This is a genomic window from Streptomyces zaehneri (genome assembly GCF_032248645.1).
In the GTDB taxonomy this organism is placed as follows: Bacteria; Actinomycetota; Actinomycetes; order Streptomycetales; family Streptomycetaceae; genus Streptomyces; species Streptomyces coriariae.
Genome location: NZ_JASTTJ010000027.1, coordinates 20,142 through 35,215, shown reverse-complemented (window position 1 = coordinate 35,215; position 15,074 = coordinate 20,142). Strand labels below are relative to the sequence as shown.

Annotated in this window: 12 protein-coding genes; 6 read left to right on the top strand and 6 right to left on the bottom strand. The window is 71.9% G+C overall.

Annotated features, from left to right (window positions below):
• Positions 1-4: 4 nt before the first annotated feature.
• On the bottom strand, positions 5-970 hold the full coding sequence (locus tag QQM72_RS33975; protein ID WP_314224680.1) for a DUF4429 domain-containing protein: 966 nt from the start codon (positions 968-970) through the stop codon (positions 5-7).
• A 201-nt stretch (positions 971-1,171) separates the two neighbouring features.
• Between QQM72_RS33975 and QQM72_RS33970 the strand changes: the two genes are divergently transcribed.
• Positions 1,172-2,461 carry a hypothetical protein gene (locus QQM72_RS33970; RefSeq protein WP_314224678.1) on the top strand — a complete coding sequence of 430 codons (1,290 nt, stop codon included), beginning with the start codon at positions 1,172-1,174 and terminating at the stop codon, positions 2,459-2,461.
• A gap of 233 nt (positions 2,462-2,694) precedes the next feature.
• Positions 2,695-3,231 (top strand): DoxX family protein, encoded by a 537-nt coding sequence (locus QQM72_RS33965; RefSeq protein WP_314224677.1) that lies wholly within the window; start codon positions 2,695-2,697, stop codon positions 3,229-3,231.
• A gap of 170 nt (positions 3,232-3,401) precedes the next feature.
• Here QQM72_RS33965 and QQM72_RS33960 read toward each other — a convergent pair whose 3' ends face one another.
• Positions 3,402-3,647, bottom strand: coding sequence for a hypothetical protein (locus QQM72_RS33960; protein WP_314224675.1), 246 nt, complete (start codon positions 3,645-3,647; stop codon positions 3,402-3,404).
• The gene (locus QQM72_RS33955) at positions 3,634-5,118 is read right to left on the bottom strand and encodes a PspC domain-containing protein (protein ID WP_314224745.1); all 1,485 of its coding nucleotides are present in this window, start codon (positions 5,116-5,118) and stop codon (positions 3,634-3,636) included. The genes QQM72_RS33960 and QQM72_RS33955 overlap by 14 nt, the downstream gene beginning before the upstream one ends.
• A gap of 461 nt (positions 5,119-5,579) precedes the next feature.
• Here QQM72_RS33955 and QQM72_RS33950 point away from each other — a divergent pair, with 461 nt between their 5' ends.
• Both QQM72_RS33950 and QQM72_RS33945 read left to right on the top strand, forming a co-directional pair.
• Positions 5,580-6,908: an ATP-binding protein gene (locus QQM72_RS33950; protein ID WP_399079661.1), complete on the top strand. Its 1,329-nt coding sequence runs from the start codon at positions 5,580-5,582 to the stop codon at positions 6,906-6,908.
• On the top strand, positions 6,905-7,651 hold the full coding sequence (locus QQM72_RS33945) for a response regulator transcription factor (protein WP_314224673.1): 747 nt from the start codon (positions 6,905-6,907) through the stop codon (positions 7,649-7,651). Before QQM72_RS33950 ends, QQM72_RS33945 begins: the two co-directional genes overlap by 4 nt.
• 40 nt (positions 7,652-7,691) lie before the next feature.
• Here the strand turns inward: QQM72_RS33945 and QQM72_RS33940 are convergent, their stop codons facing one another.
• Positions 7,692-8,771 carry a C40 family peptidase gene (locus QQM72_RS33940; protein ID WP_314224672.1) on the bottom strand — a complete coding sequence of 360 codons (1,080 nt, stop codon included), beginning with the start codon at positions 8,769-8,771 and terminating at the stop codon, positions 7,692-7,694.
• Positions 8,772-9,233: 462 nt separating this feature from the next.
• Between QQM72_RS33940 and QQM72_RS33935 the strand changes: the two genes are divergently transcribed.
• The gene (locus QQM72_RS33935; protein WP_171398995.1) at positions 9,234-9,587 is read left to right on the top strand and encodes a hypothetical protein; all 354 of its coding nucleotides are present in this window, start codon (positions 9,234-9,236) and stop codon (positions 9,585-9,587) included.
• Here QQM72_RS33935 and QQM72_RS33930 read toward each other — a convergent pair.
• Positions 9,565-10,572, bottom strand: coding sequence for a tellurite resistance/C4-dicarboxylate transporter family protein (locus QQM72_RS33930; protein WP_314224671.1), 1,008 nt, complete (start codon positions 10,570-10,572; stop codon positions 9,565-9,567). The genes QQM72_RS33935 and QQM72_RS33930 overlap by 23 nt on opposite strands.
• A gap of 302 nt (positions 10,573-10,874) precedes the next feature.
• Positions 10,875-12,050: a C40 family peptidase gene (locus QQM72_RS33925; protein ID WP_314224670.1), complete on the bottom strand. Its 1,176-nt coding sequence runs from the start codon at positions 12,048-12,050 to the stop codon at positions 10,875-10,877.
• 456 nt (positions 12,051-12,506) lie between these two features.
• Here QQM72_RS33925 and pcrA point away from each other — a divergent pair, with 456 nt between their 5' ends.
• Complete coding sequence (pcrA, locus tag QQM72_RS33920; protein ID WP_314224669.1) at positions 12,507-15,032, top strand: DNA helicase PcrA; 2,526 nt, start codon at positions 12,507-12,509, stop codon at positions 15,030-15,032.
• Positions 15,033-15,074 lie beyond the last annotated feature (42 nt).

Genomic DNA, 15,074 nt, shown 5'->3' with positions numbered 1-15,074 from the left:
CGTTCTAGAAACCGCGGAGCACGACCGCCTTCGTCCGGGAGAACTCCTCGTCGGTGAGCACCCCGTCCCGGTGCAGCTCGCCCAACTCGCGCAGTCGGCGCAGCAGGACGTCGTGGTGGTCGGACGGGTGCGGGACGGACGCCGCGAGCGCGCGCCCACGCCCGCGGGCCAGGTCCCCGTACTCACGTACCTGCTCACGTACCTGCTCACGTTCCTGCTCACGTTCCTGGTCGCGCTCGTGGTTGCGCTCCGCACCCGTGTGCGTGGAGGGATGCGGGAGACGGGCGGTGACCGCGGTCGCGACCAGGGCCGTCAGCAGGTCGCGGCTCACGTTCCCCCACAGGTCCAGGGCGTACGGGTCCTTCTCGGCCGGCAGCTTCGAGAACACCGTCTCGCGGGTCACGAACCGCAGGAAGCCGTCCTCCAGACCGGAGTTGGGCAGCCACTCGACCCCCACCACATCGCCGACGCTGATCACGCGAGGGCCCGTCGCCCGCTTCACCCGGTCCGAGGTGTCCGCCCAGTCGATCCGTACCTGGGTGCCGTCGAAGGAGACGGTGCCGTCGGAGGAGCGTACGGAGACCGGAACCGACGGACCCGGCAGGAGATAGGCCTTGGTCGGTTCGCCCGGGACCTGGTCCAGGAGCAGCGCGTGCCGGATCTCCTCGGCGAGGTACTCGGCGACCTCGGAACGGTCCACGTCCACGGTGAGCCGGTAGGGATCGGCACGATCGGGGAGCCGGCCGCCGGTCGCGTGCAGCAGCGGATCCGCCCCTTCACGCAGCCGCATCCGCAGCCGCCCGCGCTTGCGTTCGGGCTCGTAGACGATCCCGGCGACCGCCTCCAGGGGTACGGTGATCTCCCCGTACGTCTGCCGGAACAGCGGTACGGAGCGGTGGAGTCCCGGGGTGATCCTGACCGATGTGCCGTCGAAGGCCCAGGTCCCGTCACGCTGGATGATCTCGGCCATACGGAAATTCTCGCAGTCGGGTCAACACGGCCCGGCCCGCTTCACCCGCGCTGACCAGACCTGCCGGGAACAAGGGGTGTGCCGTAGGGCACAATTCGCTGTCATTGCGGGGGAGTTGTTCTCAGTGCGGCGGCCGGGATCCGGACAGGGTCCTTCGAGGGTCGCCATCCGATCGGGTCGTGGGGAAGGCGGGCGTCGGACATGGCGGTACAGGAGGCGAGACAGGGCACCGAGTCGAGCAGGGGGCCGGGCACTCACGAGGGGGGCTGTACCTGCGGGGACTGCCCGCACGGCGCCCGCGCGGGACACCGGCGAGCGGTGGCGGAGTTCCTGGTGCAGCGGGACGGGTTCGCGGCCGGGCACGGCCTGCCGGCCGCCGTCGCCCACTCCGTCTCGGCCTCCCGTCAGTGGGTCTCCGAGGAGCTCACCCAGTCCGCGGAACTCGTCGCCGAACGCGGCCGCGCCGAGGGCGAGGCCTGGCTGTCCCGCCTGTGGCTCCGCACAGCGGTCACCGTGTGGGTGTCGGTCGTGGCGCTGTTGCTGGTGCAGTCCCTGACCGCCATCGGCGCGGGCTGGACCGACGCCCGCACCGCAGGCCTCCTCGCCGCGCTCGTCGTGGCCGGCGCGCTGACCACCGCCTCCTGGTTCCACCGGGCGCGCGGCGGTGCCCTCGCCCCCGTGATCGGCGAGGACAACCGCCTCTCCACCTCCCGCGCGGTCGCCGTCGGCTGGGTGCTGCTCGTGGCCTACGCGGTACTGGTCCTGGTGGGCCGGCTCGCCGCCGCCTCCGGGCACGCCGAGCGCGACGCGCTGCTCGCCGGGCTCGATCTCTCCCGCGGCGCCGGCGTGGTGACCGTCCTCGCCGTCGTCTGCGGGATCGCCGTGCTGGTGCGCCGGGTGGTCGGCCTGCGGGTCCTCGGCCAGCGGCTGCAGAAGGTCCGCGCCCACCGCCCGCGGGCCGCCGACCTGCTGACCGACGACTCCGGCCGCGGTACCTTCGCCGACATCCAGTACGTCGTGATCTGCGCCGTCGCCCTGGCCTTCGCCGCGGTCCGGCTGGCCCGGCGCCCCGACCAGCTGCCCGACCTCCCCTGGGGCCTGGCGGGCGTGGTCCTGGTCTCGGCCGCGACCTACCTCGCCGGCAAGTACGCGGAGGGCGGCCGCCCCGTCATCCTCTCCGTCGTCCGCTCTCGCGAGGCGGGCGACCTCGACGCCCCGATCCGCACCGGAGACGACATCGAGATCCGCGGCGCCGGATTCGTCCCGCCCGGCGCCCAGACCGCCGACCGGCTCTCCCGCATGGTCGTCCGGATCGGCCCGGTCCATGTCCACGTCCCCCTCGTGCCGGTCACCGGTGGCTTCAGCAACCCCACCGACGCCGTCCTGACCGTCCCCGTCCCGGCGGACGTGGAACCGGGCCGGGTGGACGTACAGGTCGTCACCGCCGCGGGTACGGAGACGAACCGGTACGCCATCGACGTAACGGACTGAACCGACCAGGCCGAACCAGGCCGAACCAGACCCGACCGGACTGGAACGGGCTGAACCGGTGGGGTGGAGGGGACCCCTCGGACTCGGGCGGGCCGACGGGCCGGAGTGAATCCGTCGGGCGAAGTGAACCAGTGGTGCCGAGAGCTCGTGCAACCAGTTGAGCGCACCCCCCATTTCGTACGTATGGTCTGTTGAGGGGTCCCACCACTCCGGGCGAGAGGCGGCTACGGGAGATGACTCACGGCATGCGGACGGATACCCACCCCCCCTATCTCGACGGCGGCGGCCGCGACTGGCGGGACACCGCCACCCGGTACGCGCTCCTTCCCTTGCGCATCTTCCTCGGCGTCACCTTCATCTACGCAGGCCTCGACAAACTCACCGACGGTGCCTTCCTGAAGGACAGCGGCGCCGGCTCGATCGGCGACACCATGCGCGCCGTCCGTGACTCCTCGGCCATCCCGGCCCTGGTCGACATGGCCCTGAAGAGCCCCGTCGGCTTCGGCTACGCGATGGCCTTCGGCGAACTCGCCGTCGGTATCGGCGCCCTGCTGGGCGTTCTCACCCGGCTCGCCGCGCTCGGCGGCGCGCTGATCTCGCTCAGCCTGTGGCTCACGGTGAGCTGGGCCTCGGACCCTTACTACTACGGCAATGATCTTGCCTACCTGATGGCCTGGCTGCCCCTGGTTCTCGCCGGCGCCCCCGTCCTCTCCCTCGACGCCGCCTGGCGCTCCAGGCGGCGACAACGAGCGGGGACCCGAGCCAGGTAGGGCCTACGCCCGGACAGCCCCACCGACGCGTGGACCATGCGGTCTGCCGGTCTGCCGGTCAGTGTGTCCGTCGGTGGGTCGGTGGGTCGGTGGGTCGGTGGGCCCATCTGCCCGTGAGCCCGTGCGCCCCTCAGTCGGTGAGTCGGTGAGTCGGTGAGCCGGTCGGTCGATCAGGGGGCCGGGTCCGGGCCCGGTCCGGCCGGGGTGGTCCGGCGCGACGGGCCTCGTCGTCTGCGTATGCTCCTCGCCACGAAGCCCGTCGCGCCCGCCAGGCAGAGGCCGGCCGTGACGACCGGGATCACCACGAACCACGGCGTCTCCCAGAGGCCGCCCGCGTCACCTGCGTAGATGACGCCCGCGAGGGTGAAGAAGGCGCCCGCGACCAGCCTGCCGGGCCGGAACTCATGACGCAGCACGGGCCACCTCCGCCTGTCCCACGCCGACCTGCAGGTCGAGGTCGATGGTCCCGGCGTCCTTGCCGCCCGAGGCCGGCGACAGGGTCACCTCCTTGTGCTTGCCCGGCTGCACGTCCACATCCTTCTCGTCGTCGCCCGGCAGCTGGATGTCTCCCAGCCCCACGTCGATCCTCACCTTCACGGTCACGTCCGGCGGGACGATCACCCGCAGTCGGCCCGCCCCCACCTCGGCATTGGTGCTCACCGTCTGTCCCTTCGCGAGTTCCAGCCGGGACAGGTCCAGGGTGCCGTCCCCGGTGCCCAGGTCGTAGGCCCTCCGTACGTCCGCCACCGCGGCGGGCTGCCACACCGTGTCGGTCCAGTGCGTCCCGATGTCCTTGGGCAGGACACTCGTACCGGCCAGGAGACCCGCCGTGACGATCGCCAGGAACACCGACCCCGCTCCGGTCCGCCCCAGGAACGAGCTGACCGCGATACCCACGCCGAGCACGATGAGCGCGGTCGCGAGCCCGGCCTGCAGGCTGGTGCCGAGCGGGTGGTCGTCCCAGGTGAGCCGGGTGACGAGGGCGGCCGCGACAGCGGCGAGCAGGAAGAGCCAGCCACCGATCCAGCGCGGGCCGCGCGGTCCGGCGTACGGCTTGTGCAGGGTGCGTATGTCCTCGGGGCGGCGCGTGTGGCCGACGAGGTCGACGTCGATGGTCGCCGTGATGTCCCGGGCACGGGCATCCCACGGGCCCCACAGATAGCCCGTGCCGCCGTCGTGGGTGCCGTCCTTGACGATGGGGTCCCGCCACCAGGAGGGGTAGGCGGAGGGGACGGGCGGTGCCTGGGCCTCCGGTGGCGCGTCGGCCACGGCCTGGGCGGCCAGCGGGTCGGGGTCCGAGGAGTCCCGGTGCCGTGACCAGTAGCCGGCGCCCGCGAGGAGGAAGGAGACGACGACGGCGAAGGTCAGCACGCTGCCGTTGTTCAGCATCGACAGAAACACTCCGCAGCCGACCAGCGCGAACAGCACGGCCGCGAGAGCCTGGCCGTCGACCCGGCCGGTCAGGAGCTTGCGCACCTCGTTCTGCTCGTCGTCGGAGTAGGGGACGAAGAGCCAGGCGAAGCCGTAGAAGATGAGGCCGATGCCGCCGGTCGCGGAGAGCACGGCGAGCGTGATCCGGAAGATCACCGGATCCATGTCGCACTGCCGCCCGAGGCCCGCGCACACCCCGGCGAGCACCTTGTGCTCGCGGTCCCGTTGGAACCTGGGCGGAGGCCCGACCGCTTCGGCGTCTTGCGGTGTCCGGGGGCCACCAGGTCCCTGGCTTCCGCCCGGCCTCTGGCTTCCGCTTGCCCTCTGGCTTCCTCCCGGGCCCTGGCTTACTCCCGGGCCCTGGCTTCCTCCCGGGCCCTGGCTTACTCCCGGGCCCTGGCCTCCTCCCGGCCCCTGGCCTCCTCCCGGGCCTGGACCTTCTCCCTGCCCTCGGATTCCGTCCCGCGAAGCGTCGTCGGATTCCGTCCCGCCGTTGGTTGCCGCGCCGGTGCGGGCCGCCGCCGCGGCGGCGGTCGCGGCCTCCGTGGCAGCCTCGACCACTGTCCTGTCCTCGGCGTTCGTGCCCGTGCCCGGGTCGGAGCCCTGCGACGGGTCGCGTTCTGCGCCCTCTCCCTGTTTCTCGTGCGCGCCCGCCCGCACGTGCGCGCGAGGTTCCTCACCCGCGGCGCCCCGGGCGCCGGAGGACGGGGCGGCCGCGTCGGGCGCGGTGCCCCCGTCGGGCACGGCGTCCGCGGCGTGCTGGTGATCTGTCATGAGTCCATGGTGGCGGGCGAGCCGCCCTCGCGGCAGTCGGAATGACCCTGGTCGGACCCTGATATCGGCCCTGATCCGGGGCGGGGGAGGCGTTCGACGGGCGAGGACCCCGGAGATCAGGGGAGTCTCGGGGGCGAACCCTGATGCCCGGGACCTGCGCCCGTGTGACCATCGTTGGCATGCCGGAAGCCGCAGCATTGCCACTCGTCGAACCGCGGCCGCCGCGCAAGCTCTACCGCAGCAGTGACGGACGCTGGCTCGGGGGCGTGGCGCGGGGGCTCGCCGGGCATCTCGGGCTGCCCGTGGTGTGGGTGCGGCTCGTCTTCGCCGGCCTGTTCATGGCGGACGGTCTCGGCGCCCTGCTCTACGCGGCCTTCTGGTTCTTCGTGCCGCTCGGTGTCGGCGGTGTCGGCGGACAGAAGCCCCCGGCGCTGGTCGGCACCGAGACGGCGCCGGACGGCCGCCGCAGGCTCGTCGCCCGCAAACCGGACAAGGGACAGATCGTCGCGCTGCTCCTCATGGTCGTCATCGCCATGGTCTTCGTGGGCAATGTGAATCTGGGCAGCGGGGCCAAGGCGTATCTGCTGCCCGCCGTCCTCGTCGGCGCGGGCGTCGCCCTGGTCTGGCGGCAGGCGGACAACGCGCGTCGGGCCCGCTGGGTCGAGGTCGGCCGCAGACGCCGTACGCTCACGCTCCTGCGCGCGGGCGCCGGCGTTCTGCTCGTCACGGCCGGTGTCTCCGGCATCTTCGTCCTCCAGGGCTCCGCCGCCCACCTCGGCTCCGTGCTCCAGGCGGCCCTCGCCGTCCTCGTCGGGATCACGCTCCTCGCCGGTCCCTACCTGGTCCGTATGACCCAGGACCTCTCCGAGGAGCGCCTGATGCGCATTCGGGCGCAGGAGCGCGCGGAGGTCGCCGCACATGTCCACGACTCGGTGCTGCACACCCTGACCCTGATCCAGCGCAACGCGGAGAACGCCGGGGAGGTGCGCCGCCTCGCCCGCGCCCAGGAGCGCGACCTGCGCACCTGGCTCTACAAACCCGAGGGGACCGGCAAGGAGGAGGCCGACGAGCCGACCACGGTCGCCGACGCGGTGCGGCGCAACGCCGCCGAGGTCGAGGACAAGCACGGCGTCCCCATCGAGGTCGTGGTCGTCGGCGACTGCCCGCTCGACGAACGGGTCGGGGCCCAGATGCAGGCCGCGCGTGAGGCGATGGTGAACGCGGCCAAGTACGGTGGCGAGGGCGGCGCCGTGCAGGTCTACGCCGAAGTCGAGGGCAGGACGGTCTTCGTGTCCGTCCGGGACCGCGGACCCGGCTTCGACCTCGACTCGATACCCGCCGACCGCATGGGCGTCAGAGAATCGATCATCGGCCGCATGGAGCGCCACGGGGGCACGGCGCGACTGCGGGCCGTCCCGGACGGCGGCACGGAGGTCGAACTGGAGATGGAGAGGGCGGAGAAGACGTCATGAGCGACCCGACCGACACGAACGGCACAGGGGGAGCGGCGGAGGCGGCCGAGCCGGCGCAGTCCTCCGGCGGCGGCACGGGCGGGCGCCATGTGCGCGTGGTCCTCGTCGACGACCACCGCATGTTCCGTACGGGAGTACAGGCCGAGATCGGCCAGACCGAGCAGACCGGCGTCGAGGTGGTCGGTGAGGCGGCGGACGTCGACCAGGCGGTCACGGTGATCACCGCGACCCGGCCCGAGGTGGTTCTCCTCGACGTCCATCTGCCGGGCGGCGGCGGGGTCGAAGTACTGCGCCGCTGTGCTCCGTTGATGGCCGACGCCGAGCAGCCGGTGCGCTTCCTCGCCCTGTCCGTGTCGGACGCGGCGGAGGACGTGATCGGGGTGATCAGAGGCGGCGCCCGGGGCTATGTCACCAAGACGATCACCGGCGCCGACCTCGTGAACTCCATCTTCCGGGTGCAGGAGGGCGACGCCGTGTTCTCGCCGCGGCTCGCCGGGTTCGTGCTCGACGCCTTCGCCTCGACGGACGCCCCGCCGGTCGACGAGGACCTGGACCGTCTCACCCAGCGCGAGCGCGAGGTGCTGAGGCTCATCGCCCGGGGCTATGCCTACAAGGAGATCGCCAAGCAGCTCTTCATCTCCGTCAAGACGGTCGAGTCGCATGTCTCGGCGGTGCTGCGCAAGCTCCAGTTGTCCAACCGGCACGAGCTGACCCGCTGGGCGACGGCACGACGGCTGGTGTGAGGGACGGGCCGCCTGACCGGGCGTGCCCCACCGGGCGGTCTCACACGACGCGCGTCGCGCCCGCGAACGGCATTTCGTCGATGGGCGCCACGCGCACCGGAGCCGAGGGGTTCGGCGCGTGGATCATCTGGCCGTCGCCGATGTAGAGGCCGACGTGGGTGATGCCGGAGTAGAAGAACACCAGGTCGCCCGGGAGGAGTTCGGAGCGGGAGACGCGCTGTCCGGCGCCGATCTGGGCGTAGGTGGTGCGGGGCAGGGAGAGGCCGGCGGAGCGGTACGAGGCGAGGACCAGGCCCGAGCAGTCGAAGGCGTTCGGCCCGGTCGCGCCCCATACATAGGGGCTGCCGAGCTTGGAGTAGGCGTAGGAAACGGCTTCCGCGGCGCGGGAGTTGGGAGCATGGTCGGTGGCCGTGCCGGGGGTCTGGAGGCCGTCGCGCCCGCCTGTCGAGGAGCGTGAGGCGCGGCCGCTCGCGGTGCCGCCGCTCGTTCCCTCGCCGATCCGGGACCGGTCCGCCGCCGTCAGCCGGCTCAGCAGGCGGCGCGCCGCGTCGAGTTTGCCGGTGATCGTCTTCTTGTGGGTCTTCAGCTCGGCCTGGCGCGCCGTGAGCGAGGTCAGTTCGGCACGCGCGGCGCCGCGCAGCTGCTCGATCTCCCGCAGCTGTCTGCGTACTCGGGTGACGGCGGCAGACTGGCGGTCCCCGGCCCGTTCGGCGAAGGCGGCGCCGTCGAGGTAGCGGTCGGGGTCGTCGGAGAGGGCCAGTTGGACGGCCGGGTCGAGTCCGGTGCTGCGGTACTGCGCCGCCGCCATCGAACCCAGCGTCTCCCGTGCCGTGTTGAGCTTCTCCTCCTTGCGTGCCGCCTCGTCCCGCAGGCTCTCCAGTCGCTGCTCGGCCGCCGTCGCCTTCTCCCGGGCGCCGTTGTACTTCTCGGTGGCTTCCTCCGCCTCCTGGTAGAGCTTCGCCACCTTCGCCTTGACCTGGACCGGAGTCAGGTTCGGTTCGGCCTGTCCGGTCCCGTCGAAGGCCGTCGCCGTCGCGGCGCCCGCGAGAGCGAGGGTGAACGCCGTGCGGGCCGTCTGGCCGCCGAGCGAGCGCTGTCGGGGCTTGCGGTGCGCTGCCACGTGGGACTGCACGTCCTTTCGTACGACCGCCTCATCCGTCCGTACAGCTACCGGAGAGCCGTCGTGGGAGCGGACGGACGGCCCCGGAGGGCGGTTGACGCGTCCGGCGACGGCCCGCACTGGGGGAGCGGGACGCCGCCGGACCTTCTCGGCGGTGGTGGCCGACTGCCGCCCCTGGCCCGGGCGGCGGTGGGGAGCCGGTCACCTGGGGGAGGACGCTAGGCCCGGTTGTGACAGTCCGGTAACGCGAAGTGCGGAAGTGACGCGAGGGGATCGCGTCATGATCACAAATGCCCGAAAATCCGGACCCGGTCCGTCGGGTTCGCGCGGCGTGCTGACCGAAACGGCGATTTCGTGACACGTCGGAGCGGCGGACTGCTATGGAGCGCATATATGCACATACGGCCGAAGGGGAGGGCCGGTGGCGAGTGACCCCCGCACGTGTCGTTAGCATCCGGCCTCATGGACGTACTCATCCATCTTTTCGTCGGCCTGCACATCATCGGCATCGCCGCGCTCCTCGGCGGCTTCCTCACGCAGATGAAGGCGATGGGCCAGGGCACGGCCCGCTTCGTCCCCGCGATGCTCCACGGCGCGGCGACGATGCTGGTCACCGGCGTGATCCTGGTCGGCCTCAACCAGGCGGACGACCAGCACGTCAACAACATCAAGATCGGCGTGAAGCTGGCCCTGCTGATCGTGATCCTCGGCCTCGTCTACGTGAAGCGGGACGACGAGACGGTGGAGAAGCCCCTGTTCGGTCTGGTCGGACTGCTGACCGTGGCGAACATCTTCATCGCGGTGCTCTGGACCTGACGGACGCCAGGGCCGTGACGAGGGCCGCCGCCGCGACCGCCAGCCACGCCGCCACCGCGACCCACAGCAGCACCTCGCCGGGCCCCTCCAGCGACGGCACGTCGACGGCGCCGGCGACGGACAGGGTCGCCGCCGCCGTCATGCCCATCGGGAAGACGGTCGCCCAGCGGCACATGTCGTGGCGCGGACGCGGCCACCGCACCTCGGCGACGAGCAGCACGGCGTACCAGGCCAGGGCGAACACCAACAGCGCCACGGTCACCGTGCGCAGGACGCCGGTGTCGTCGGCGTTCCACAGATACAGGCCCCCGTCGTCGGCCGCGAGGAGCCCCGCTCCCGCCAGCGCCGAGATGGCGAGTGCGCCGCCCGCCACCCACTGGTCCCCTGCGCCCTCGGCCACCTGCCGCAGGTCGAAGAGGGCCAGGGCGACGCCGTAGAGCACGAGCCCGAGCCAGAACAGCACGAGCGCGGTGTGCGCGAGCCAGGCCACGGCCTCCGCCTCGGCGAGGACCGCTCCCAGCACGGCGAGCCCCTGGGTGGCCACACAGCACAGGAACACCACCCCCGGCATGCCCCGCTTCCACTGCCGTACGACGGTCACGACAAGCACGGGCCACAGCACCGCCGCCAGCGCCAGCAGCGCCTCGGCGAGGGTGTGCCGGCCGAGCGTGGAGACCCGCGTGCCGAGCAGGGTCGTCGCCGCCACCGCGTTCAGCGCCCCGGGCGTGCCCGCCTCCGTCAGCCAGCGCTCGCGCTTGCGCACCAGCCGTACGACGAAGTCCGCCGCCAGCGCCACCCACGCCAGGCCCGCCATCGCCAGCGTGACGCGGGACAGGACGTCGTATCCCGTGAGGTGCAGTCCGATCGACATGATGCCGGTCGCCATGACCGCGGCCCCCGCCGCCGGTGGCCGCTGCGCCCACCAGACGCGGAGCGGGGAGCCGGGGGAGGGGGCCGGCGACGGGAGGGCGGGGGAGCCTGGCATGCGGCCGATGCTAAGGAGCACGGCGGGCTGCGGAAGCGGGGCACGCGCGCGGGCGCCCGGAAATACGCGCGGGTGCAGGGCGCGGGGCGTGCGCCCAGGGGCGCGGTGGATCATGTTGCCCGGGAACGAAGCTCCACGCGCGCGTGCCCTGCGATGCTCCACGCGCGCGTGCCCTGCGATGCTCCACGCGCGCGTGCCCTGCGTGTCCCACGCGCGTGTGTCCCGCGTGTCCCACGCGCGTGTGTCCCGCGTGTCCCACGCGTGCGTGGCCCCCGTGTCCCACGCGCGCGTGCCCCGCGTCCTCAGGCCGGGCGTACGACGCTGTGGATGCCCGACTCGCCGTCGTAGAAGACGGACTCCTCGCGGACGTATGCGCCCGGCTTCGGGGCGTGGATCATCATGCCGTTGCCGATGTAGACGCCGACGTGGCTGACGTCGTCGTAGAAGAAGACCAGGTCGCCGGGCCGGGCGTCGGCGAGGGAGACCGTGGTGCCCGCGTTCACCTGGTCGTAGGTGGTGCGCGGGAGGGTGACGCCGGCCGCCTTCCACACGGCCTGGGTGAGGCCCGAGCAGTCGTAGGAGTCGGGGCCCGTGGCACCCCAGACGTACGGCTTGCCGATCTGCGCGCGGGCGAAGGCGAGCGCCTTCTCCGCCTTGGTGGCGTACGCGGGGTCCTCGGAGGCGGAGGCGGAGGTGGAGGGGGCGGTCGAGGACGGTGCCGTGCCCGCCGACGCGTCGCCGCTCTCCTGCTGGGCCGTGGCCTGCTCCGCCGCCTGCTGCCGGGCGAGCTCCGCCGCCTTGCGCGCGGCCTCCTCCTGTCGCTGCTTCTCGATCGCCGCGAGGCGCGCCTTCTCCTGGGCCGTCAGCCGGGACAGCAGTTCGCGCGCGTCACCGAGCTTCTTCTGGACGGCGGCCTTGGCGATCTTCAGGTCGTTCTGCGCGTCGGTGAGCGTCGCGAGGCTCTCGGTGGCCTCCTGGCGCTGCTTCATCGTCGCGGACCGCTCGGTGACGTAGTCGTCGACCGCGCCCTTCTGGCGGTCGGTCAGCCGGCTCATCAGCTGGTTCTGGTCGAAGTAGTCCTGCGGGGTGTCCGCGAGCAGGAAGGCCGCCGTGCCGGGCGCGGAGGCGCCGGTGCGGTACTGGGCCGCGGCGTAGGAACCCAGCTCCTCCCGCGCCTCGTTGAGCTTCTGGGTGCGCTGGGCGACGTCGTCCATGAGGCCGTCGGTGCGCTTGCGCTGCTTGGTCGTCTTCTCCTTGGCGGCGTTGTACTTCTCGGTCGCCGACTCCGCCTGGCGGTAGAGGTCGTCGACCTTCTTCTCGACCTCCTCCAGACTCGGCTTGCCGTCGTCCGACGGAGCGGCGTTCGCCGTCTGGGAGAGCAGGGCCACGGACGTGAGGGCGGCGGTGGCGAGGGCGGGGGTGCGTATCCCCGCCACGCGCGCGCCCGCGGAGCGCGGCTTGCGGTGCTGCGACGCCAAGGGAGGCGACTCCTTCCAGTGCTCCGCCTGCCGGGTCAGCGGTAGGGGTCTCGCCCAGGCTGGTCAGGCACTGGGGGAGGATTCGGGCAGGTGTGTCGGAAGGGTTGCCCTACGGCCCGCCCCTGGAAGGGCGTCGGGCCGATTCACCCCGAGGTCTCGGTGACTCCCCGGTTCCGTCGGCGTGAGCGGACGCGGCGGACTCGGCGGAGGCCGTGCGGTCCGGCGGGGTTCGCCGGTGGGGGTCGTACGGCCTTTCGGCACGGTAGCCAACTCGTGTGGTCCGTGTGAAGGTTGATGGGCGATATGCCCGATACATTTTCGTGACCTTCGGTCGGAAGTCCGCGTCGCGGTCGTGCGGGTCGCGGATCGTGACAAGGGTGTCCCGGAGGGTGAGGGCGGGAGATGTTCCCGGGACGGCGGCGGGTTGTCAGTGGCGCCCCCTAGACTCGGAGAGCGATGAGCAGCCTCTTTGACGACAGCTTCCTGGCGAACCTCCAGGGCCCCCGCGCCCACGAGGAGGAGCCCCCGCCACCGCCCGAGGACGATCACGGACCGGAGTCGCTTCCGGACGATCTGTTCGGCGGGAAGTTCGACGTGCCCCCGGACCGGGACACCCACTACCGCGACGGCGCCCCGCGCCCGGTCCTGGATGCGGCCGCGCTCCTGGAGGGGCTGAACGAGAACCAGCGCGCCGCCGTCACCCACGCGGGCTCTCCGCTGCTCATCGTGGCCGGCGCCGGCTCCGGCAAGACGCGCGTGCTCACCCACCGCATCGCCCACCTCCTGGCCGAGCGGCATGTGCACCCGGGGCAGATCCTCGCGATCACCTTCACCAACAAGGCCGCGGGCGAGATGAAGGAACGCGTCGAAGCGCTCGTCGGCCCGCGCGCGCACGCGATGTGGGTGATGACCTTCCACAGCTCGTGCGTGCGCATCCTGCGCCGCGAGAGCAAGAGGCTCGGCTTCACGTCGTCGTTCTCGATCTACGACGCGGCCGACTCCAAGCGCCTCATGGCCCTGGTCTGCCGCGACCTGGACCTCGACCCCAAGCGCTACCCGCCCAAGTCCTTCAGCGCCAAGATCAGCAACCTGAAGAACGAGCTGATCGACGAGGAGGATTTCGCCGCCCAGGCCGCTGGGGGCACCTCCCAGACGGAGTCCGGGGGAGGGTTCGAGAAGACCCTCGCCCAGGCCTACGCCATGTACCAGTCCCGGCTGCGCGAGGCGAACGCCCTCGACTTCGACGACCTGATCATGACGACGGTCAATCTGCTGCGCGCCTTCCCGGACGTCGCCGAGCACTACCGCCGCCGGTTCCGTCATGTCCTGGTCGACGAGTACCAGGACACCAATCACGCCCAGTACGCCCTCGTGCGCGAGCTGGTCGGCACCTCCGAGCACCCCGTCGACGTACCCCCGGGCGAGTACGACGTACCACCGGCCGAGCTCTGCGTCGTCGGTGACGCCGACCAGTCGATCTACGCCTTCCGCGGCGCGACGATCCGCAACATCCTCCAGTTCGAGGAGGACTACCCGGACGCGACGACGATCCTGCTGGAGCAGAACTACCGCTCCACGCAGACGATCCTGTCCGCCGCCAACGCGGTCATCGAGCGCAACGAGTCCCGTCGCCCCAAGAACCTGTGGACCAACGCCGGCGCGGGCGCGCGCATCACCGGCTACGTCGCCGACACCGAGCACGACGAGGCGCAGTTCGTCGCCGACGAGATAGACCGCCTGACGGACGCGGGCGACGCGAAGGCGGGCGATGTCGCCGTCTTCTACCGCACCAACGCCCAGTCCCGTGTCTTCGAAGAGATCTTCATCCGCGTCGGCCTGCCCTACAAGGTCGTCGGCGGGGTCCGCTTCTACGAGCGCAAGGAGGTCCGGGACGTCCTGGCCTACCTGCGCGTGCTGGCCAATCCGGAGGACTCGGTGCCGCTGCGCCGTATCCTCAACGTGCCGAAGCGGGGCATCGGCGACCGCGCCGAGGCGATGATCGACGCCCTCTCCCAGCGCGAGAAGATCAGCTTCCCGCAGGCCCTGAAGCGGGTCGACGAGGCGTACGGCATGGCCTCGCGGTCGACGAACGCCGTGAAGCGGTTCAACGCGCTGATGGAGGAGCTGCGCACGATCGTCGAGTCGGGCGCCGCTCCGGCGACGGTCCTGGAGGCAGTGCTCGAACGCACCGGCTACCTCGCCGAGTTGCAGGCCTCCACCGACCCGCAGGACGAGACGCGGATCGAGAACCTCCAGGAACTCGCCGCCGTCGCCCTGGAGTTCGAGCAGGAGACCGGCGAGGCGGAGGGCGACGGCACGACGCCGGTCGGGCTCTCCGCATTCCTGGAGCGGGTCGCCCTGGTCGCCGACTCCGACCAGATCCCCGACGAGGACGACGGCTCGGGCGTCATCACCCTGATGACCCTGCACACCGCCAAGGGCCTCGAGTTCCCGGTCGTCTTCCTCACCGGCATGGAGGACGGCGTCTTCCCGCACATGCGCGCCCTCGGCCAGACCAAGGAGCTCGAGGAGGAGCGCCGCCTGGCGTACGTCGGGATCACCCGCGCGCGGGAGCGGCTCTACCTGACGCGGTCCGCGCTGCGCAGCGCGTGGGGGCAGCCGTCGTACAACCCGCCCTCCCGGTTCCTGGAGGAGATCCCGCCGACGCATGTGGACTGGAAGCGGACGGGGGCGACCGCGCCCGTGTCCTCCGGTCCCGTCTCCGGTGTGGCGGCCTCGCTGTCCTCGTCCCGCTCGCGTTCCTCGGCCGCGGGCGCGTCCGGCTTCGCGACACGCCGGTCCGCCGCAGACAAGCCGGTGGTCACGCTGGCCGTCGGCGACCGCGTCACCCACGACCAGTTCGGTCTCGGCACGGTCGTCGGCGTGAAGGGCACGGGCGCGAACGCGGAGGCGACGGTCGACTTCGGCGACATCAAGCCGAAGCGTCTGCTGCTGCGGTACGCGCCGGTGGAGAAGCTGTAGGGGCCGGGTCCGGGGCCGGGTCCGCGCCCGTGCCTGTGGCTG

What these genes read in the sequence shown, in the direction of transcription:
- QQM72_RS33975 (WP_314224680.1), bottom strand. Translation starts at nt 970, where the DNA reads ATGGCCGAGATCATCCAGCGTGACGGGACCTGGGCCTTCGACGGCACA.
- QQM72_RS33970 (WP_314224678.1), top strand. Translation starts at nt 1,172, where the DNA reads ATGGCGGTACAGGAGGCGAGACAGGGCACCGAGTCGAGCAGGGGGCCG.
- QQM72_RS33965 (WP_314224677.1), top strand. Translation starts at nt 2,695, where the DNA reads ATGACTCACGGCATGCGGACGGATACCCACCCCCCCTATCTCGACGGC.
- QQM72_RS33950 (WP_399079661.1), top strand. Translation starts at nt 5,580, where the DNA reads ATGCCCGGGACCTGCGCCCGTGTGACCATCGTTGGCATGCCGGAAGCC.
- QQM72_RS33945 (WP_314224673.1), top strand. Translation starts at nt 6,905, where the DNA reads ATGAGCGACCCGACCGACACGAACGGCACAGGGGGAGCGGCGGAGGCG.
- QQM72_RS33935 (WP_171398995.1), top strand. Translation starts at nt 9,234, where the DNA reads ATGGACGTACTCATCCATCTTTTCGTCGGCCTGCACATCATCGGCATC.
- QQM72_RS33930 (WP_314224671.1), bottom strand. Translation starts at nt 10,572, where the DNA reads ATGCCAGGCTCCCCCGCCCTCCCGTCGCCGGCCCCCTCCCCCGGCTCC.
- pcrA (WP_314224669.1), top strand. Translation starts at nt 12,507, where the DNA reads ATGAGCAGCCTCTTTGACGACAGCTTCCTGGCGAACCTCCAGGGCCCC.